The sequence below is a fragment of the Brucella sp. NBRC 12950 genome, assembly GCF_030268145.1.
Taxonomy (GTDB): Bacteria; Pseudomonadota; Alphaproteobacteria; order Rhizobiales; family Rhizobiaceae; genus Brucella.
The window spans coordinates 471,457-489,786 of the sequence record NZ_BSQC01000001.1; the positions used below are offsets into that span (position 1 = coordinate 471,457).

Genomic DNA, 18,330 nt, shown 5'->3' on the forward strand with positions numbered 1-18,330 from the left:
GACGTCAGAGTTGTGCTTCGATGCCTGCTTTATCGAGAACAGACCAGACCTTGCTGATTTTGTTGTCCGAAAACTCATAAAAGACGTTCTCGGAAAAACGGATATTCCTGCCATTTATGGGAAGGCCGAGAAATTGCCCGACAGGCGTGCAATCAAAATCTAATCTGCTTGCGACAACTGGTGGCTCAACAACCAACAAGCCTATCTTAAACTGTAGATCCGGTATCTGTTGATAATCTCGAATGAGCATGTCGCGATATCCGTCAACGCCCAATCTCTGACCATTATGCTGAGCATCTTCAGCCACATAAAGCTTTACCGATGGCCAATCCTGAGCATTAAGACAGGATATATATGCTTCGTAAACTTCACGCAGCTTTTGCACATTCATGAAAGCTCCTCCGTTGTTCTATGCATGAACACACTCTGCATCAGACACGTTTTAACAGCGTTTTTGACTTTAGTCACAATTCGGCCTTCATCCTGCGAGCCGCAGTCAATGTGTAAGCAATTAAAGGTTGTATTCGGTGGCCGTGCTGAAATTGGTTTTACCAATGAATTCAAACGTTCAGCAACCAACGGAAGAGGCTGTAAACATTGTAGTAACCATAAAGAAATCAATGCCTTAGTTTAAGTCCTCTTTAATTTTTACAATTTATCAATTTTTGTAATTGCAATGAGGTTTCCCATGACGCGCGTTTTGCTTCTCGTCGCGCTCGTTATTCTTGGCGGCTGCGCGACTGCTCCACGACAGGTCAGCAATGTTTGCGCAGTCTTTGATCAACGCGACGGTTGGATAAATAATTGGCAGAAAGACGCGACCCGCGCTTCGCGCGAGTTTGGCGTACCGGTCCATGTTCTAATGGCGACAATTTATACTGAATCCGGTTTCCGCCCTTATGCTCGTCCACCGCGTACCAAGCTGCTTGGATTTATCCCATGGAAACGCGCTTCGAGCGCCTATGGCTATTCGCAGGCACTGAACGGAACCTGGGATCGCTATAAGCGTGAGACTGGTCGCTGGACCGCTTCTCGCAGCAACTTCGGCGACGCGATCCACTTCATCGGCTGGTATCACAATCAGAGCTATCAGAAGAATGGTATCAATCGGGCTGACGCTTACAGTCTCTATCTCGCGTATTACTCGGGACATGGTGGATATTCCCGTGGAGTCTGGCGCGGCAATGCGACAGCGTTGAACGGTGCGAGACGCGCCCAATCCATGGCCAACCGTTACGCAACTCAGCTGCGTCAATGCGGGCGGATTGGCTAACGCGCGGCGATCAAATGTCGGCAAGCTGTTGTAAACAAGCCAAATTGCGTTCTAAAAGTCGCGGATGGGGATTTAAAGACACCATCCGGCCTTAATCGAAGCTATCATTCGCGACGAATCGACAATTGAGGATTACCAATACATGCTGAAGAAAATCGGGATTGCCCTAATTGGTGCCACATTTCTGGCAGGCTGCACCACCGATCCTTATACCGGTGAACAGAAGGTATCAAACACCGCCGGTGGCGCTGCAATCGGTGCGGCTGTTGGTGCGCTTGGCGGCCTCATGGTCGGCGGCTCCAGCCGCGCTCAGCGCAATGCAGTCCTGATCGGCGCCGGTATTGGTGCTTTGGGTGGCGGCGCAATCGGCAATTACATGGATCGTCAGGAATCCGAACTGCGCAATCAGCTGCAGGGCACTGGCGTTTCAGTTACGCGTAATGGCGACCAGATTATCCTGAACATGCCTTCAGCCATTACCTTCGATACAGATCAGGATCAGGTTAAGAGCCAGTTCTACCCAACGCTGAACTCGGTTGCGATTGTTCTGCGTAAGTTCAACCAGACTCTTGTTGACGTTCTCGGTCACACTGACTCGACCGGTAGTGCTAGCTACAATCAAGGTCTCTCGCAGCGCCGTGCGTCGTCTGTTGCAAGCTATCTGGGTTCGCAGGGTATCGATCCACGTCGCTTTGCGGTTATCGGTTACGGCGCTAGCCAGCCAGTTGCGACCAATGCGACGCCGGATGGCCGCGCACAGAACCGCCGCGTTGAAATTCAGATTTCGCCGCTTCGTGGCGCGAGCTGATAAATCAAGAATCAGTCAGATTCTTTTTCAGCGCAGTCCTTCGGAAGAAGGGCTGCGTTTTGTATTTTGAAGAATCGTGTATCAAAAACTTCAGTTTTTCTTAACTAATGCGTGGATAGCGATTCACATTTGCCATTTCTAATATTATAGAACAATAATAGAACAAAAAAATTATATCTATTTAAATCAATTACTTGACTAGGTTGCTAAATTGGAACAAAACGGATACAAATAGATATTGGCGATGAGCCCTATGGGCTTCTAGCGAGGCAAGAGGATGGTGTAAGATGTCTCAGAAATCATTGCGACTCGTTGAGGAAAATTCAGTGGACAAGACTAAAGCACTTGATGCGGCGCTGTCGCAAATTGAACGTGCGTTCGGCAAGGGCTCAATCATGCGGCTCGGTCAGAACGAGGTCGTCGATATTGAGACTGTGCCAACCGGCTCGCTTTCTCTCGATATCGCATTGGGCGTCGGCGGTCTGCCCAAGGGACGTATCGTAGAAATCTATGGCCCGGAAAGTTCGGGTAAAACCACACTCGCACTGCATACGATTGCAGAAGCACAGAAGAAGGGTGGTATTTGCGCATTCGTGGATGCGGAACACGCACTTGATCCGGTATATGCCCGCAAGCTTGGCGTTGATCTTGAAAATCTGCTGATTTCTCAGCCTGATACTGGCGAACAGGCACTTGAAATCACGGATACGCTTGTGCGCTCCGGTGCTATTGATGTTCTCGTTGTCGACTCGGTTGCTGCTCTTACGCCGCGTGCTGAAATTGAAGGCGAAATGGGCGATTCTTTGCCGGGCCTTCAGGCGCGTTTGATGAGCCAGGCTCTGCGCAAGCTTACCGCTTCGATTTCACGTTCGAACTGCATGGTCATCTTCATCAACCAGATTCGTATGAAGATCGGCGTTATGTTCGGTTCGCCTGAAACAACGACCGGCGGTAATGCACTGAAGTTCTATGCTTCTGTACGTCTTGATATTCGCCGTATTGGTTCGATCAAGGAACGTGACGAGGTCGTTGGTAACCAGACTCGCGTGAAGGTGGTCAAGAACAAGCTTGCCCCTCCATTCAAGCAGGTCGAGTTCGATATCATGTATGGTGCAGGTGTTTCCAAGACTGGCGAACTGGTTGACCTTGGCGTTAAAGCCGGTGTGGTCGAGAAGTCTGGCGCATGGTTCTCCTATAATTCCCAGCGTCTCGGGCAGGGCCGTGAAAACGCCAAGCAGTACCTCAAGGATAATCCGGAAGTCGCGAAAGAAATCGAAACGACGCTCCGTCAGAACGCCGGCTTGATCGCCGAGCAATTCCTTGAAGATGGTGGTCCGGAAGCGGATGACGGTCCAGACGCAGCCGAAGCATAAGTTTCCTGGCTCTATAATTTGACAAAAGCTCCGCATGAAAATGCGGGGCTTTTGCTTTTGAGCTGGGGCGCATCGCGTCAGGCATTACGCGCAGCATTTACCGTGAAGCCGAATTATTGGCTCTCCTATGGTTCAACACTGTTGCATAGTTGCCGTTTTCTGGGTTTCCGGGCGAAATTGCTTTTATAGCGCACACTGCTTATCTGGACAGAAAAGCAGCACGCCGCTAAAAGCGGACAACCGAAACTCTACCTCACGGACTTTCCATTATCGGGTAGTCGAAGCGTGGCGGCAGAATGTGCCGTATATCGCCGCATTCCTGCGGGTGGAGATTATATAATTGATGCGTATTTTATTGCGCATCTCATGCAGGGCAGAAAATGTCCAAGGGTGAATTATGGCTGGCGTCAACGAGATAAGGTCCACATTCCTCGACTATTTCCGCAAAAACGGACATGAAGTCGTTTCATCAAGCCCGCTCGTTCCTCGTAACGACCCGACGCTGATGTTCACCAATGCGGGTATGGTGCAGTTCAAGAACGTTTTTACTGGTCTTGAGCAGCGCCCTTACAGCCGCGCGACCACTTCGCAGAAATGCGTACGCGCTGGCGGCAAGCATAACGATCTGGATAATGTGGGCTATACAGCACGCCACCACACTTTCTTTGAAATGCTCGGCAATTTCTCGTTTGGTGATTACTTCAAGGAAGAAGCGATCAGCCATGCCTGGAACCTGATCACCAAGGAATTTGGCCTTAACAAGGACAAGCTGCTCGTCACCGTCTATCACACGGATGATGATGCTGCGAATTTCTGGAAGAAGATTGCCGGTCTTTCGGATGATCGTATCATCCGCATTGCAACGAATGACAACTTCTGGGCTATGGGTGATACCGGGCCTTGCGGTCCTTGCTCGGAAATCTTCTATGATCATGGCGATCATATTTGGGGTGGACCTCCCGGATCAGCTGATGAAGACGGCGATCGTTTCATTGAAATCTGGAACCTCGTTTTCATGCAGTTCGAGCAGGTTACTCCTGATCAGCGCATTGATCTTCCACGCCCGTCGATTGACACAGGCATGGGCCTTGAGCGTGTTGCGGCCGTCCTTCAGGGCGTGCACGATAACTACGATATCGATCTGTTTAAGGCGCTTATCCGTGCTTCGGAAGAAGCAACAGGCGTTAAGGCTGAAGGCGATTTCCGCGCCAGCCATCGCGTGATTGCCGATCATCTGCGTGCATCGAGCTTCTTGATTGCCGACGGCGTTCTGCCGTCTAATGAAGGTCGCGGTTATGTTCTGCGCCGCATCATGCGTCGCGCTATGCGCCATGCGCAGCTGCTTGGCGCGAGCCAGCCATTGATGTGGCGTCTGCTGCCAGCGCTGATCCGCGAAATGGGCCAGGCCTACCCGGAACTCATCCGCGCAGAAGCGCTTATTTCCGAAACGCTCAAGCTGGAGGAAACCCGTTTCCGCAAGACGTTGGAACGCGGCCTCGGCCTGCTTTCCGATGCTTCGGAAAACTTGGTTGAAGGTGATCGTCTTGATGGCGAAACCGCGTTCAAACTTTACGATACCTATGGTTTCCCGCTTGATCTGACGCAGGACGCTTTGCGCCAACGTGGCGTGACGGTCGATACTGATGGCTTCAATGTCGCTATGCAGCGCCAGAAGGCCGAAGCTCGCGCCAACTGGACCGGTTCGGGCGAAGCTGCAACGGAAACCATCTGGTTCGGCATCAAGGATAAGGTCGGCGCGACCGAATTCCTCGGCTATGAAACCGAAAGTGCGGAAGGCGTTATTGCTGCCCTCGTACGCGATGGCGCAGAAGTGGCATCGGCTGCCGAAGGCGAAACCGTGTCCGTCGTAGTTAACCAGACGCCATTCTACGGCGAATCTGGTGGTCAGCAGGGCGATACCGGAACAATTTCCGGGGAAGGCTTTGTCATCAACATCAAAGACACGCAGAAGAAGGGCGAAGGTCTCTTCGTTCATACCGGCGAAATTACCAACGGTTCCGCGAAGGTTGGTGAACCGGTTGAGTTGAAGGTTGATGGAGAGCGTCGCACGCGCATCCGTTCCAATCACTCGGCCACTCACCTCTTGCATGAAGCGCTGCGTGAAACTTTGGGTTCTCACGTTGCACAGAAGGGTTCGCTCGTCGCGCCTGATCGTCTGCGCTTTGACTTCTCGCACCCAAAGCCGATTTCGGCTGAGGAACTGACAGCTGTTGAAAATCTCGCCAACGAGATCATTCTGCAGAATGCGCAAGTCACCACGCGCTTGATGGCTGTGGATGATGCTATTGCCGAAGGTGCGATGGCGCTGTTCGGCGAAAAATACGGCGATGAAGTCCGCGTTGTTTCGATGGGCACGGCGAAGCACGGCGAAAAGGCTGGTAAGGCTTACTCGGTTGAGCTTTGCGGTGGTACGCATGTGCGCCAGACCGGCGATATAGGTCTCGTTCGCATTCTATCTGATAGCGGAGTTGCTGCCGGTGTTCGTCGTATGGAAGCTCTGACGGGTGAGGCGGCTCGTCTTTATCTCGAAGAACAGGACGAGCGCGTCAAGGCAATCGCTGGCGTGCTGAAAACCACGCCATCGGAAGCACTGGAGCGCGTCAATGCTCTGGTTGATGAGCGCAAGAAACTCGAACGCGAACTTACCGAAGCGCGCAGACAGCTTGCGTTGAGCGGTGGTTCTTCGGACGGTGGCAGCGCTGTGGAAACCGTCAACGGTGTCAATTTCCTTGGCAAGGTTGTGACAGGTGTCTCGCCGCGTGATCTCAAGCCACTTGCCGACGAAGGCAAGAAGCAGGTTGGCTCTGGTGTTGTCCTCTTCATCGGTGTTGGTGAAGATGGCAAGGCAAGCGCAGTTGCTGCCGTGACCGAAGATCTGGTTGGTCGTTTCAGTGCAGTTGATCTGGTTCGCACTGCTTCTGGTGCGCTCGGTGGCGCGGGCGGCGGCGGTCGCCCGGACATGGCTCAGGCCGGTGGTCCCGATGGCGCCAAGGCAAATGATGCAATCGCAGCGGTTAGAGCGCTGATCGTCTGATAAATTTTTTATAAAAATGAAAAGGCCGGGATTTTCCCGGCCTTTTTTTATGCTGCGTGAATCTTGCGGCTATCGTCAGGAGCTTCTTCGCGCTGATCGAGCCCGTAATCGCGAGTGACATTCGCAACACGTAGACGGTAGCTTTCAAAAACACCTTCGTGTCCCTTCGTCTGCGCTATCCGATGTGTTGGCAGATTACGCCACTGCTTTACGGCCTCTTCGTCCCGCCAGAAGGAGAGAGACAGCAGCTTTTCTGGCTCAACCAGGCTTTGAAAGCGTTCAATGGATATGAAGCCGTCAATTTTTGCCAAATCGGCGCGCAGGCTTGCGGCGATATCGAGATACTGCTCGCGCCTTTCATCATCTGCTGGCCAGACTTCAAAGATGACAGCGATCATGGCTTGATAAACTCCGCATGTGGAGCTGATTGAAGCTTAAGAAATATGCGTTCTTCAGACCGGATGAATTGCTCGCGCTTCGCGAATTCATAGTTTGCCCGGCCGATTGGGTCTGCGGCCAGACGTGCGCGAAACTGTTCATAGGCAGCAAGGTCTTCGACTGAATAAACGCCATAAGCGGTTGTGGTGGAGCCCTCATGCGGGCCGAAATAGCCAATCAGCTTCGCGCCACAACGGGGGCTTGCCTGTCCCCAGTTGCGTGCATATTCCGCGAAAGCATCGGCTTTGAACGGGTCGATTTGATAGCGGATGAAGCAGGTAATCATTCTTATCTCCTGAAATTGGCTGATTTGCTGGAGACGTTTTAGCGTATTGAACTTCATTCATGCTTCGGTTAGCATCGAAGTATGAAAGACGGACCGATCATAGCTTCTGTCGCAGCACTTTTGGGTGATCCGGCGCGCGCAAACATGCTCACTGCGCTGATGGACGGACGTGCTTTGACGGTAAGCGAACTTGCCGCAGCAGCAGGTGTGACACTTCAGACAGCCAGCGGGCATCTTTCCAAGCTTGATGCTGCCAATTTGCTGGTGGCTGAGAAGCAGGGCAGGCATCGTTATTTCAGGCTATCAGGTACGGATGTGGCGCAGGTTCTCGAAGTGCTTATGGGGCTTGCACAGCGAACCGGCGCCGTGCGTGTTCGCACTGGTCCGAAAGATCATGCGCTGCGTAAGGCGCGGATTTGTTACGATCATCTGGCGGGCGAGCGCGGCGTGGAAATGCTTGATGCATCGTATAAGCTCGGTTTGATCAATGATGCCAACGAGCCACTGCTTACTGATGAAGGAAAGTCATTCTTCTCTTGCATGGGCATCGATGTTGATACGCTGCAAAAGGGCAAACGGCCACTCTGCCGTCATTGTCTAGACTGGAGTGAGAGACGCAACCACTTGGGCGGTGCGCTCGGTGCAGCGCTTCTGAAAAACTTCATCGATAAAGGTTGGGCGCGTCGGGAGGAAGGTCGTGTTATTGCCTTCTCACCCAATGGCGCCCAGGCCTTTGTCAAGGCTTTTCAGCTTTAGAGCGGTTCCAGTTAATAGTGAATCATTGAAACTGCTATATCTCTTTGTTTTTGTAGCATTATCCATGCGAAATCGCTTCGCACTTTTGCTGGAAATGCTTTAACTAATGTTTTGAAGCAGCTGCGGCTGCGGCGGCATCATCCAGTTCATTGGCACGTTTCATCGCAGGACGATCTTTCAGACGATCCCAATAAGCCTTAAAGGCAGGCTTCGCTGGCAAGGTGCCGAAGCGCAAACCCCATCCGATATGTGAGCCGACATAGACATCAGCCGCATTAAAGCGTGATCCGGTGATGTAGGTATGGCGTGACACTGCATTTTCAAGCGTACTAACAACCGTATCGTAATTGCCATAGCCGACCATACCCTGCTTGTCGGCTGGCACTTCATAACCCAGCGCGTGGTTGGACAGAGCGGCTTCGACCGGGCCAGATGTGAAGAAAAGCCAGCGATAGAAATCGGCGCACTCGTCCGGATGCGGGGCAAGACCAGATTCAGGGAAGGTGGTCGCAAGATAGGCACAGATGGCTGCTACTTCCGTGACGATGTCGTTGCCATGACGAAGGGCAGGCACTTTGCCCATCGGATTGATGGCGCAATAGTCTGGCCCTTTCATTGGTGGGCCGTAATCCAGTATTTCAACATCATAGGGTTGCCCGATCTCTTCGAGCATCCAGCGTGCAATGCGTCCGCGTGACATGGGATTGGTGTAAAGCTTCAAATCGCTCATTGCTGATCCTCCCTGCAAACTCTGAGCAAGGATGCTCTTTCTTGCAGCAAAAAGAAACGGGAAACCAGCTTTTTTAGAGCGCCTTGCGATATTGAATGAAACCAGACTCTTGCGCGATGCTGTCATAAAGACGACGCGCTTTCGCATTGCTTTCATGCGTAAGCCAATAGAGGCGGCCAGCACCTTCTTCACGAGCAAGATCGACCACAGCCTCAATCAGTGCGGCACCTGTGCCTTTTCCACGCTGAGAGTTTTCGACATAGAGATCCTGGAGATAGCAGGTCCATTTTGGCAACCAGCAGGAGCGATGAAAGATCACATGGACGATGCCAACAAGGCGTCGATCGTCATCAAACGCGCCCAGTGCGTGCATGGGCTCAGACACATCGTGAAAGCGACCCCATGTAATGTCAGTTGTCTCTACGGGAATGTCGACTTCGTAAAAGACCTGATAGGCTTTCCATAATGGCTCCCACGCAGTCCGGTCTTGTGGCGTTAACGCCCGAATTGTCGACATATCAGTTCTCCCTGTTTCTGAATCAACAGACTATCGGGGAGCATTTGCGCTTACGAGCGATAAATAGTGCGGTGCAAACAAAAAACGGCGGGAAAATCCCGCCGTCTTTATGTGACTTTGCTTGCGTTTAAGCAGCCATTGCCTTCTGAAGGTTTTCGTCGATCTTGTCGAGGAAGCCAGTGGTCGAGAGCCAAGGCTGATCTGGACCGATGAGCAGCGCCAGATCCTTGGTCATGTAGCCGCTTTCGACTGTATCGACGCAGACCTTTTCCAACGTGTCGGCAAAGCGCTTCAGCTCAGCATTGTTGTCGAGCTTTGCACGATGTGCGAGGCCGCGGGTCCATGCGAAGATCGAAGCAATCGAGTTGGTCGAAGTTTCTTCGCCCTTCTGATGCTGGCGATAGTGACGGGTCACGGTGCCGTGTGCAGCTTCCGCTTCAACGGTCTTGCCATCTGGCGTCATCAGAACCGAGGTCATCAGACCGAGCGAGCCGAAGCCCTGTGCCACGATGTCGGACTGAACGTCGCCGTCGTAGTTCTTACAAGCCCAGACATAGCCGCCCGACCACTTGAGGGCCGAAGCAACCATATCGTCGATCAGGCGATGTTCGTACCAGATCTTTGCTTCCTTGAACTTCTCAGCGAATTCAGCCTGATAGACTTCTTCGAAGATGTCCTTGAAGCGGCCGTCATAGGCCTTCAGAATGGTGTTCTTGGTCGAGAGATAGACCGGATAGTTGCGCTGCAGGCCGTAGTTCAGCGAAGCGCGTGCAAATTCGCGGATCGATTCGTCGAGATTGTACATGGCCATTGCCACGCCAGCAGCCGGAGCCTGATAGACTTCGTGCTCGATGGTTTCGCCGTCTTCACCGACGAACTTGATCGACAGCGTGCCCTTGCCAGGGAACTTGAAATCGGTCGCGCGGTACTGGTCACCAAAAGCGTGGCGGCCAACGATGATTGGCTGGGTCCAGCCTGGAACCAGGCGAGGAACGTTCTTGCAGATGATTGGCTCGCGGAAGATAACGCCGCCGAGGATGTTACGGATGGTGCCGTTAGGCGACTTCCACATCTTCTTGAGCTTGAATTCTTCAACGCGGGCTTCGTCCGGCGTGATGGTTGCGCACTTGACGCCAACGCCGTGTTCCTTGATGGCGTTTGCAGCATCAATGGTAACCTGGTCATTGGTCGCATCGCGGTGCTCGACCGAAAGATCGTAATATTTCAGATCGATGTCGAGGTATGGATGGATCAGCTTGTCCTTGATGAACTGCCAGATGATGCGGGTCATCTCATCGCCGTCGAGTTCAACGACCGGGTTTGCAACCTTGATTTTTGCCATTGATAATGCCTCTCATTTAATGCGTCGCGCTCGTATAGCATCGGTAAACGCGAAGGCAAAGCGTAAGAGGCTTATTCTTTGGCCTATAGGCACATTTTCAGGCGGCGTGATGGGTGGATTTTCGCCATTCTGAGCGCTGATCACGATAAGTTTCCTGCTCACGCAGCAATATGGCATCTGCATCCAGTGTCGAGATCGCAGTTGATTTGTCTGTTGGTACCAAACCATTGACTTGTAGTGCCAGATAGCGCCCGCAGCAAACGCGCAGAAACGATGCGAAATTATCGAGGTCGTGGCCTTCCGTGCGGGATTCCTCATAGAGGCGACCGAGAAGGCGATTGACGGTCAGATCGTCACACGTGGCTACTTCTTCCAGCGTCCACCAGAAGAAATTTTCGAGCCGCACACTGGTTACGACGCCATGAATGCGCAGCGAGCGCGTGACGCTTTGCCAGAGTTCGGTATCCGCCCCGATGAACAACCTGCACATATGTTCCTCCCGAAATATCTCCCGTCCCAATGTCGCGCAGTTTGGAGCTGCCTGCAACCAGCTTAGCATTGCAGGCAGCTTACAATCAGGCGTGTATGATTTTGGTACCGAGAACGGCGAGGAATTGTGACAGCCATGCCGGATGGGCCGGCCATGCGGGCGCTGTTACCAGATTGCCATCAGTGACAGCCTGATCCACCGGAATATCAGCATAAGTGCCGCCAGCCAGCTCTACCTCAGGGCGGCAGGCGGGATATGCCGAGCAGGTGCGACCTTCCAGAACGCGTGCAGCCGCGAGCAACTGTGCGCCATGGCAGACGGCTGCAACAGGTTTGCCAGCTTCAAAGAAGTGTTTGACGATGGCGATGACCTTTTCATCAAGGCGCAGATACTCAGGGCCACGACCGCCGGGAATGACGAGTGCGTCATAGCCTTCGGCTTTGACGTCAGCGAAAGTAGCGTTGAGCGTGAAATTATGGCCTGGCTTTTCGGTGTAGGTTTGATGGCCTTCAAAGTCGTGGATAGCGGTGGCAATGGCGTCGCCTGCCTTTTTCCCGGGGCAGACGGCATGGACTTTGTGGCCTACGGCGAGCAGCGTCTGAAACGGAACCATGGTTTCGTAATCTTCGCAGAAGTCGCCGCAAATCATGAGAATCTTTTTGCCGGACATGATTTTCCTCCCTGTAAACGTCAATGTCGGTGCCGACAGTCTGACATGGATGGGAAGAAGACTGGTGTTATTCCGCTACTACACGCGATTTTCGATATGGAATGTAAGGGGAATCTTTGCGATTTTTCGTCAATTATGTCAGGGAAGCGCCGTGTTTATAAAGTAGTGACGGAAATTACCATGGCAGGAACAGACAAACAGCGCCCTTTGATCACCGAGGGACCGGCGATCATTCTGGTGAACCCGCAATTGCCGGAGAATATCGGCATGGTGGCGCGCGCTATGGCGAATTTTGGTCTTGCCGAATTGCGTCTGGTTGAGCCGCGCGAAGAATTTCCTAGTGAAAAGGCACGCGCAGCCGCAAGCAAGGCCGATCACATCATCGACAATGCCGTTGTTTATGACGATCTTCCATCAGCGCTTGCTGACCTCAATTTCGTTTATGCCACCACAGCACGCGAACGCGATGGTTTTAAACAGGTGCGCAGCCCTGTCGAAGCAAATGGCGAATTGCGTCGTCGTTTTACCGCTGGTGAAAAGACTGGCATCATGTTCGGACGCGAGCGTTTTGGTCTCAGCAATGAGGAAGTTGGCCTCGCAGATGAACTGGTGACATTTCCTGTCAATCCGGCTTTCGCTTCGCTCAACATCGCGCAAGCCGTGCTGCTTATGTCTTATGAGTGGATGAAGTCGGGCCTTGAGAGCGATACCGATACGGTTTTCCGTGGCCCGGAAATGGAAGCAGCGCCCAAGCTGGAATTGCAGAGTCTTTTCAATCATCTGGAAGAAGCGCTTGATATTCGGGGTTATTTCCGCCCCGAGGCGAAGAAAGAAATCATGGTCAACAATCTGCGCTCGGTGCTGACGCGCGCGGGTTTTGCATCTGCAGAGCTTAAGCTTCTGCGTGGCGTCATCACTTCGCTCGATGTTTTCACACCAAAAAAGCCGCGCGGCTCAGGCGCACCGGAAAGTCGGGCCCGCAAGCCTGCAACAGAGGACAAGGCTGAATGAAACACGCGCCCGCAGCAGACGTTTCTGCCAAACCGCTGGTGACAGATGAAAGACCCGTTCTGGTCTTCGATAGCGGTATTGGCGGATTGACGGTTCTGCGCGAGTTGCGGGTGATGATGCCGGACCGGCGATTTGTCTATATCGCGGACGATGCCGGTTTCCCTTACGGCGATTGGGAAGAGGAAGCACTGCGCGCACGCATCGTCGAGCTCTTTGGCAAGTTCATCGCCGGGTATGATCCTGAAATCGCGGTTATTGCGTGCAATACGGCCTCGACACTGGTGCTGGATGATTTGCGCCGCGCTTATCCTGCTGTGCCATTTGTTGGTACGGTGCCTGCGATCAAGCCTGCCGCTGAACGTACGTCGTCGGGGCTTGTTTCCGTTCTGGCAACGCCGGGCACAGTCAAACGCGCCTATACACGCGACCTTATCCAGTCATTCGCCACGCAATGCCATGTGCGACTGGTGGGAGCTGACAGGCTTGCAGGAGTTGCGGAAGCCCATATTCGCGGTGAAAAGATCGATGAGGCGCTGGTTGTTGAGCAGATCGCGCCATGTTTTGTCGAAAAAGATGGGGAACGGACGGATATCGTCGTGTTGGCCTGCACGCATTACCCATTCCTCGCAAATGTTTTCCGCAGGCTTGCGCCATGGCCGGTGGATTGGCTTGATCCGGCAGAAGCCATTGCGCGCCGTACTGTATCGCTATTGCAGCCAAGACAGATTGATGAGGAATTGCACCATCACGATGATCTGGCGGTGTTTACATCGCAGAAGCCGGATTATGCCATCCGCCGCTTGATGCAAGGCTTTGGCTTGCAGTTCGCCTGATCTAGCCTATGTTTTCCGTAGTCGCGATTTTATGCGCTTACTGAAGCATCAAGAGGCGAACCATGACCGGACAAATTCCGCAAGTGAAACTGGCGTCGGGCACCCATGTGCCAGCGCTTGGGCAGGGCACATGGTATATGGGTGAGGATGCGCGGCAGCGGCGGCTTGAAGTTGAGGCGCTGCAATGCGGTATAGAACTCGGCATGACCCTGATCGACACCGCAGAAATGTACGCAGACGGTGGAGCGGAAGAGGTCGTCGGCGAGGCGATTGGAGGCCGTCGCGATGATGTATTTCTCGTCAGCAAAGTGCTTCCCTATAATGCATCTGCTGAGGGAACGATTGAAGCGTGTGAGCGCAGCCTGAAGCGGCTTGGCACAGAAAAGATCGATCTTTACCTGTTGCATTGGCGTGGTCGCTATCCATTGGAAGAAACCCTGTCTGCATTTGAAGAGCTACAGCAGGCCGGTAAAATCGGCGCATGGGGTGTCAGCAATTTCGACACGGATGACATGCAGGAGTTGACCAATATTGCTGGTGGCAAGGCGGTCGCGACCAATCAGATTTTGTATAATCTCATCCGGCGCGGACCAGAATTCGATTTGTTGCCATGGTGTGCCGCTCGCGAAGTGCCATTGATGGCCTATTCTCCGATCGAACAGGGGAGGCTTTTGGGCAACAACGTTCTTCATGAAGTTGCGGATGAAATCGGCGTGTCGCCTGCTGCAGTCGCGCTTGCATGGACGATGCGAAATGGCAATGTCATTGCTATTCCAAAAACATCAAAGCTCAGTCATGTTCGCGAAAATCGAAATGCAGCAGATGTCAGGTTAACGGAAGAGCAGCTGACTTTGCTGGATCGGACTTTTGCGCCTCCAACCCGGAAAACGGCATTGGAAATGCTGTAGGTAATTTTACAAGAAAAGACTTCAATATATTGTTTTAATTGCCTCTCTCGATACGATTCCGCTCGAGAGAGGCTTGGATAAAAACGGGATCAGCTGGCGGCTTCCTGTCTGGAATCGCGCTTAGCCTGAGCGACGCTTGCAGCCTTTTTCAGACGGCCACGCTCCATAGGTCGTATCAAGCTATCGGTCTTTTCATTCGGTATGTTGCGCATCCCATGGCGCGCATGACGCGTGTTGAATGTTTTATCCGGCTTTTCATTGGCTTTCTTTGTTGCCAATGCTTTTTGCGCATTTGCCATAAGTTCATTGCTGGCTGACATGCTGCGGCGGCGGTCGACTTCTGCATTGATGCGACGCATGGCCATTGCCAGCACAGACACCTTCAAATGCGAACCTTCATCAGCCTTGGATGCAGAAGCGCCTCTTGCGGCAGTTTTTCCGCGCATCTCACGACGCCGCTGGTGGGCCTGATCGCGCGCCTTGCTGCGACGGTCGCGCAATAGCTTTGCCAATTGTGATAGCTCGGAGTCTGGTACGTCCTGAAGGTGAGGGTGATGAGATTTCTCGACCAGCTCCTTCTCTTCAGCATTGAGGGCGCGGGCTTCTTCCTTTCTTGTGATGGCCATAAGACGTCCTTTCTGTTTTTGATTAATTCGTCCACATTTTTGATATAGGCACGAGTTGTTTCAGGAAAAGGCGGCTGCGTCGTTTCATTCATTCTCTTCCTGCACGGCGGCGGCAGTTGCGCGTTTTTCGCCTTCCTGTTCGAGATGTTTTAAGATCAACTTGAGCTTATCGAGTGGGAGATGCTCTGCACCAATCGTCTCGCTTCGTGTTTTGGAAACGAGGTTTAGGATTTCATCGAGCTTTGCCTGGGTGGCGCTGGCTTCGCGGTCCTGTGAGTTTTGGATAAGGAACACCATCAGAAAAGTGATGATCGTCGTCGATGTGTTTATCACCAGCTGCCAGGTGTCTGAAAAATCGAAAAATGGCCCGCTGATACCCCAAACGACAATGAACAGTGTTGCCAGAATAAACGCAGCATAGTGCCCTGCAAGTTCTGCGGCTTTCTCACTCACTTGCGTGAAAAACTGAGACATCGCTTCCTCCCACAATTTGCCAGAAAACGTTTCAGCATGACACAGGTTCCTTTTCGGGAACTATCGTGGTCGTTTGCCGTTGTTTCAGCAGGTGAAACACGGAGGTAAAAGCCATGGATATCGTTGAAACCCGTGTCAGTTCGCTTGGCGGTTTCGCGACCTATATGGTCGAATTTGTAACCGAAAGCGAAGAACGCATTACCGTCAAGGTCGAGAACGACACAGGTGCCGAGCTTTCACGCGATGCTGTGATCCGCAAAGCAGCACTCAAGCTCGGTGAAGCGCTAAGCGTTGCCTGTATTGAATGCGGTATTGAACCGGCAAGCCAGATCACCATTCCAAGTGCGCGTCGCGCCGGTGATCGTACCGAGCTTGAACGACAGCTGGATGAGGGATTGGAAGATACTTTTCCGGCTAGTGACCCAGTGTCCGTGACAAGTTCTGCCATTGCAGGTTTCGCGGGACCGAAGAACTGATTGGATCTAGACAATGAGAAGCCGGACAATTCATCCGGCTTCTGAAACGGCTCATAAAATGAGTCTCATAGTGCCCGTATATTATTGATAATATTATAAATTGCGCCGCTTGCCTTCCATGAGGTCGAGTACGGCACGTGCGCAATCGAGTACATTGCTGCCGGGGCCGAATACTGCTGATACGCCGTGGTCGAACAGATATTGATAGTCCTGGCGCGGGACGACACCACCACATACAACGATGATATTTTCGGCACCTTTTTTGCGAAGTGTTTCGACTAGCTGCGGCAACAGTGTCTTGTGCCCGGCTGCGAGCGAAGACACGCCAAGCACATGTACCTTAGCCTTGATCGCCATGTCCGCGGCTTCATCGGGCGTCTGGAATAGAGGCCCAGCCAGTACTTCAAAGCCGATATCGCCAAAGGCAGAGGCAATGATTTTCGCGCCACGGTCGTGGCCGTCCTGACCGAGCTTGGCCACCATCAGGCGAGGTTTGTCACCGCTATGTCTGGAGAACTCTTCAAGGCGCTCTACGAGGGTCAGATATTCCGGCTCATTTTCGTAGGCGGTGCCATAAACCTTGCTAACGACCTTCGGCACCGCGGCATAATCACCGAAGGCGCTACGCATGACATCGGAGATTTCTCCAACGGTTGCGCGGGCGCGGGAAGCTTCGACAGCCGCCGCAAGGATGTTGCCTTCTCCGGTTTTCGCGACTTTTTCCAGCTCGGCAAGAGCCGCTTCAACCTTCGTCTTGTTGCGGGTTTCCTTGATCCGGTTGAGGCGCGCTATCTGCGAATTGCGGACGGCGGTGTTATCGATTTCAAGAATGTCGATATTGTCTTCCTGTTCGAGCCGGAACTTGTTGACGCCGACGATAACTTCTTCACCCTTGTCGACGGCTGCCTGTCGGCGCGTGGCTGCTTCTTCGATCAGGCGCTTGGGCAGGCCGCTTTCGACGGCTTTGGTCATGCCGCCAAGACCTTCAACCTCTTCGATCAGCGCCCATGCTTTTTCTGCTAGCTCGTTGGTGAGGCTCTCAATGTAATAGGAGCCCGCAAGCGGATCGACGACTTTGGTGACGCCGGTTTCGTTTTGTAGAATGAGCTGTGTGTTACGCGCGATACGGGCGGAAAATTCCGTTGGCAAAGCAATGGCTTCGTCAAAAGAATTGGTATGCAGCGATTGCGTGCCGCCAAGGGCGGCGGACATGGCTTCAAAAGCTGTGCGGACGATGTTGTTATAAGGGTCCTGTTCCTGCAGTGAGACGCCTGATGTCTGGCAATGGGTGCGCAGCATCAGCGAGCCGGGCTTCTTCGGGTCGAATTCCTTCATGATGCGCGACCAGAGCAGACGCGCAGCACGAAGCTTGGCGATTTCCATAAAGAAGTTCATGCCGATAGCGAAGAAGAACGACAGGCGCCCTGCGAACTCATCGACATTGAGACCTTTATTGAGCGCAGCACGGACATATTCGCGGCCATCTGCCAATGTGAAAGCCAGTTCCTGCACTAGCGTCGCACCGGCTTCCTGCATGTGGTAGCCGGAAATGGAAATCGAGTTGAATTTTGGCATTTCTGTCGCCGTATAGGCGATGATGTCTGCAATGATCCGCATGGATGGTTCCGGCGGATAGATATAGGTGTTGCGAACCATGAACTCTTTCAGAATATCATTCTGAATGGTGCCAGACAGCAGGTCGCGTGAAACGCCTTGCTCTTCACCAGCGACAATAAAATTGGCAAGGATCGGGATCACCGCGCCGTTCATCGTCATGGAGACGGATATTTTCTCAAGCGGAATGCCGTCAAAGAGGATTTTCATATCCTCGACGGAATCAATTGCCACGCCTGCTTTGCCGACGTCGCCTTCAACGCGCGGATGATCGCTGTCATAACCGCGATGGGTTGCAAGATCAAAAGCAACCGATACGCCTTGCTGACCAGCTGCAAGTGCCTTCCGGTAAAAGTTGTTGGACTCTTCGGCAGTCGAAAAGCCCGCATATTGGCGGATCGTCCACGGACGGCCCGCATACATGGTTGCACGCGGGCCACGCAGAAATGGTTCGAAGCCGGGCAGGGTGCCGAGGTGTCCTATCTGATCAAGATCGTCGGCGGTATAGAGCGGCTTCACATCAATGCCTTCGGGCGTGTGCCAGACGAGGCTGTCGGCGGGACGCTTCAGTTCCTTCTCGGCCGACGCCTCCCAATCCGCACGGGTTTTCTGCGTCATTGGCTTATTCTCCATCCCATAAAGCCTTTGTG

20 protein-coding genes are annotated in these 18,330 nt (G+C 52.9%); 9 read left to right on the top strand and 11 right to left on the bottom strand.

What is annotated here, in order from left to right; all coding sequences use genetic code 11:
* Positions 1–4: 4 nt before the first annotated feature.
* The gene (locus QSJ70_RS02280; protein WP_285534641.1) at positions 5–391 is read right to left on the bottom strand and encodes an ester cyclase; all 387 of its coding nucleotides are present in this window, start codon (positions 389–391) and stop codon (positions 5–7) included.
* 297 nt (positions 392–688) lie between these two features.
* Between QSJ70_RS02280 and QSJ70_RS02285 the strand changes: the two genes are divergently transcribed.
* The 4 genes from QSJ70_RS02285 (at position 689) to alaS (ending at position 6,509) form a co-directional block, all read left to right on the top strand.
* Positions 689–1,273: a transglycosylase SLT domain-containing protein gene (locus QSJ70_RS02285; RefSeq protein ID WP_007875296.1), complete on the top strand. Its 585-nt coding sequence runs from the start codon at positions 689–691 to the stop codon at positions 1,271–1,273.
* 142 nt (positions 1,274–1,415) lie between these two features.
* On the top strand, positions 1,416–2,081 hold the full coding sequence (locus tag QSJ70_RS02290) for a YiaD family glycine zipper/OmpA-like lipoprotein (RefSeq protein WP_064320715.1): 666 nt from the start codon (positions 1,416–1,418) through the stop codon (positions 2,079–2,081).
* Between the two features lie 287 nt (positions 2,082–2,368).
* The gene (recA, locus tag QSJ70_RS02295; RefSeq protein WP_064320714.1) at positions 2,369–3,454 is read left to right on the top strand and encodes a recombinase RecA; all 1,086 of its coding nucleotides are present in this window, start codon (positions 2,369–2,371) and stop codon (positions 3,452–3,454) included.
* A 397-nt stretch (positions 3,455–3,851) separates the two neighbouring features.
* Positions 3,852–6,509, top strand: coding sequence for an alanine--tRNA ligase (gene alaS, locus QSJ70_RS02300; RefSeq protein WP_285534642.1), 2,658 nt, complete (start codon positions 3,852–3,854; stop codon positions 6,507–6,509).
* Positions 6,510–6,556: 47 nt separating this feature from the next.
* Here alaS and QSJ70_RS02305 read toward each other — a convergent pair whose 3' ends face one another.
* Both QSJ70_RS02305 and QSJ70_RS02310 read right to left on the bottom strand, forming a co-directional pair.
* Complete coding sequence (locus tag QSJ70_RS02305; RefSeq protein ID WP_285534643.1) at positions 6,557–6,907, bottom strand: antibiotic biosynthesis monooxygenase family protein; 351 nt, start codon at positions 6,905–6,907, stop codon at positions 6,557–6,559.
* The gene (locus tag QSJ70_RS02310) at positions 6,904–7,233 is read right to left on the bottom strand and encodes an NIPSNAP family protein (RefSeq protein WP_079211981.1); all 330 of its coding nucleotides are present in this window, start codon (positions 7,231–7,233) and stop codon (positions 6,904–6,906) included. Before QSJ70_RS02310 ends, QSJ70_RS02305 begins: the two co-directional genes overlap by 4 nt.
* An 81-nt stretch (positions 7,234–7,314) precedes the next feature.
* On the opposite strand from QSJ70_RS02310, the gene QSJ70_RS02315 reads away from it, so the two are divergent.
* Positions 7,315–7,989, top strand: coding sequence for an ArsR/SmtB family transcription factor (locus QSJ70_RS02315; protein WP_285534644.1), 675 nt, complete (start codon positions 7,315–7,317; stop codon positions 7,987–7,989).
* 103 nt (positions 7,990–8,092) lie between these two features.
* Here QSJ70_RS02315 and QSJ70_RS02320 read toward each other — a convergent pair whose 3' ends face one another.
* From QSJ70_RS02320 to QSJ70_RS02340, 5 genes are all read right to left on the bottom strand, one after another.
* Entirely contained in the window at positions 8,093–8,719 is a 627-nt protein-coding gene (locus QSJ70_RS02320) for a glutathione S-transferase family protein (protein WP_285534645.1), read from the bottom strand.
* Between the two features lie 73 nt (positions 8,720–8,792).
* Positions 8,793–9,236 carry a GNAT family N-acetyltransferase gene (locus QSJ70_RS02325; protein ID WP_285534646.1) on the bottom strand — a complete coding sequence of 148 codons (444 nt, stop codon included), beginning with the start codon at positions 9,234–9,236 and terminating at the stop codon, positions 8,793–8,795.
* A gap of 127 nt (positions 9,237–9,363) precedes the next feature.
* Positions 9,364–10,578: an NADP-dependent isocitrate dehydrogenase gene (locus tag QSJ70_RS02330; protein ID WP_007875282.1), complete on the bottom strand. Its 1,215-nt coding sequence runs from the start codon at positions 10,576–10,578 to the stop codon at positions 9,364–9,366.
* 97 nt (positions 10,579–10,675) lie between these two features.
* Positions 10,676–11,068 carry a ribbon-helix-helix domain-containing protein gene (locus QSJ70_RS02335; RefSeq protein WP_285534647.1) on the bottom strand — a complete coding sequence of 131 codons (393 nt, stop codon included), beginning with the start codon at positions 11,066–11,068 and terminating at the stop codon, positions 10,676–10,678.
* Between the two features lie 85 nt (positions 11,069–11,153).
* A complete protein-coding gene (locus QSJ70_RS02340) occupies positions 11,154–11,738 on the bottom strand; it encodes a DJ-1/PfpI family protein (RefSeq protein WP_285534648.1) in 585 nt (194 codons plus the stop codon).
* A 180-nt stretch (positions 11,739–11,918) separates the two neighbouring features.
* Between QSJ70_RS02340 and QSJ70_RS02345 the strand changes: the two genes are divergently transcribed.
* The 3 genes from QSJ70_RS02345 (at position 11,919) to QSJ70_RS02355 (ending at position 14,490) form a co-directional block, all read left to right on the top strand.
* The gene (locus tag QSJ70_RS02345) at positions 11,919–12,749 is read left to right on the top strand and encodes an RNA methyltransferase (protein WP_007875278.1); all 831 of its coding nucleotides are present in this window, start codon (positions 11,919–11,921) and stop codon (positions 12,747–12,749) included.
* The gene (gene murI, locus QSJ70_RS02350; protein WP_285534649.1) at positions 12,746–13,582 is read left to right on the top strand and encodes a glutamate racemase; all 837 of its coding nucleotides are present in this window, start codon (positions 12,746–12,748) and stop codon (positions 13,580–13,582) included. Before QSJ70_RS02345 ends, murI begins: the two co-directional genes overlap by 4 nt.
* Positions 13,583–13,644: 62 nt before the next feature.
* The gene (locus QSJ70_RS02355) at positions 13,645–14,490 is read left to right on the top strand and encodes an aldo/keto reductase (protein WP_285534650.1); all 846 of its coding nucleotides are present in this window, start codon (positions 13,645–13,647) and stop codon (positions 14,488–14,490) included.
* Positions 14,491–14,579: 89 nt separating this feature from the next.
* On the opposite strand, the gene QSJ70_RS02360 is transcribed toward QSJ70_RS02355, so the two are convergent.
* Both QSJ70_RS02360 and QSJ70_RS02365 read right to left on the bottom strand, forming a co-directional pair.
* Positions 14,580–15,116, bottom strand: a complete 537-nt coding sequence (locus QSJ70_RS02360; RefSeq protein WP_285534651.1) for a hypothetical protein — start codon at positions 15,114–15,116, stop codon at positions 14,580–14,582.
* 84 nt (positions 15,117–15,200) lie between these two features.
* Positions 15,201–15,590, bottom strand: coding sequence for a low affinity iron permease family protein (locus tag QSJ70_RS02365; protein WP_007875274.1), 390 nt, complete (start codon positions 15,588–15,590; stop codon positions 15,201–15,203).
* A gap of 113 nt (positions 15,591–15,703) precedes the next feature.
* On the opposite strand from QSJ70_RS02365, the gene QSJ70_RS02370 reads away from it, so the two are divergent.
* Positions 15,704–16,066 carry a hypothetical protein gene (locus QSJ70_RS02370; RefSeq protein WP_007875272.1) on the top strand — a complete coding sequence of 121 codons (363 nt, stop codon included), beginning with the start codon at positions 15,704–15,706 and terminating at the stop codon, positions 16,064–16,066.
* A 93-nt stretch (positions 16,067–16,159) separates the two neighbouring features.
* Here QSJ70_RS02370 and scpA read toward each other — a convergent pair whose 3' ends face one another.
* Complete coding sequence (gene scpA / locus QSJ70_RS02375; protein ID WP_285534652.1) at positions 16,160–18,298, bottom strand: methylmalonyl-CoA mutase; 2,139 nt, start codon at positions 18,296–18,298, stop codon at positions 16,160–16,162.
* Positions 18,299–18,330 lie beyond the last annotated feature (32 nt).

Coding starts and splice junctions, on each gene's coding strand:
- QSJ70_RS02280 (WP_285534641.1), bottom strand. CDS start 391: ATGAATGTGCAAAAGCTGCGTGAAGTTTACGAAGCATATATATCCTGT.
- QSJ70_RS02285 (WP_007875296.1), top strand. CDS start 689: ATGACGCGCGTTTTGCTTCTCGTCGCGCTCGTTATTCTTGGCGGCTGC.
- QSJ70_RS02290 (WP_064320715.1), top strand. CDS start 1,416: ATGCTGAAGAAAATCGGGATTGCCCTAATTGGTGCCACATTTCTGGCA.
- recA (WP_064320714.1), top strand. CDS start 2,369: ATGTCTCAGAAATCATTGCGACTCGTTGAGGAAAATTCAGTGGACAAG.
- alaS (WP_285534642.1), top strand. CDS start 3,852: ATGGCTGGCGTCAACGAGATAAGGTCCACATTCCTCGACTATTTCCGC.
- QSJ70_RS02305 (WP_285534643.1), bottom strand. CDS start 6,907: ATGATCGCTGTCATCTTTGAAGTCTGGCCAGCAGATGATGAAAGGCGC.
- QSJ70_RS02310 (WP_079211981.1), bottom strand. CDS start 7,233: ATGATTACCTGCTTCATCCGCTATCAAATCGACCCGTTCAAAGCCGAT.
- QSJ70_RS02315 (WP_285534644.1), top strand. CDS start 7,315: ATGAAAGACGGACCGATCATAGCTTCTGTCGCAGCACTTTTGGGTGAT.
- QSJ70_RS02320 (WP_285534645.1), bottom strand. CDS start 8,719: ATGAGCGATTTGAAGCTTTACACCAATCCCATGTCACGCGGACGCATT.
- QSJ70_RS02325 (WP_285534646.1), bottom strand. CDS start 9,236: ATGTCGACAATTCGGGCGTTAACGCCACAAGACCGGACTGCGTGGGAG.
- QSJ70_RS02330 (WP_007875282.1), bottom strand. CDS start 10,578: ATGGCAAAAATCAAGGTTGCAAACCCGGTCGTTGAACTCGACGGCGAT.
- QSJ70_RS02335 (WP_285534647.1), bottom strand. CDS start 11,068: ATGTGCAGGTTGTTCATCGGGGCGGATACCGAACTCTGGCAAAGCGTC.
- QSJ70_RS02340 (WP_285534648.1), bottom strand. CDS start 11,738: ATGTCCGGCAAAAAGATTCTCATGATTTGCGGCGACTTCTGCGAAGAT.
- QSJ70_RS02345 (WP_007875278.1), top strand. CDS start 11,919: ATGGCAGGAACAGACAAACAGCGCCCTTTGATCACCGAGGGACCGGCG.
- murI (WP_285534649.1), top strand. CDS start 12,746: ATGAAACACGCGCCCGCAGCAGACGTTTCTGCCAAACCGCTGGTGACA.
- QSJ70_RS02355 (WP_285534650.1), top strand. CDS start 13,645: ATGACCGGACAAATTCCGCAAGTGAAACTGGCGTCGGGCACCCATGTG.
- QSJ70_RS02360 (WP_285534651.1), bottom strand. CDS start 15,116: ATGGCCATCACAAGAAAGGAAGAAGCCCGCGCCCTCAATGCTGAAGAG.
- QSJ70_RS02365 (WP_007875274.1), bottom strand. CDS start 15,590: ATGTCTCAGTTTTTCACGCAAGTGAGTGAGAAAGCCGCAGAACTTGCA.
- QSJ70_RS02370 (WP_007875272.1), top strand. CDS start 15,704: ATGGATATCGTTGAAACCCGTGTCAGTTCGCTTGGCGGTTTCGCGACC.
- scpA (WP_285534652.1), bottom strand. CDS start 18,298: ATGACGCAGAAAACCCGTGCGGATTGGGAGGCGTCGGCCGAGAAGGAA.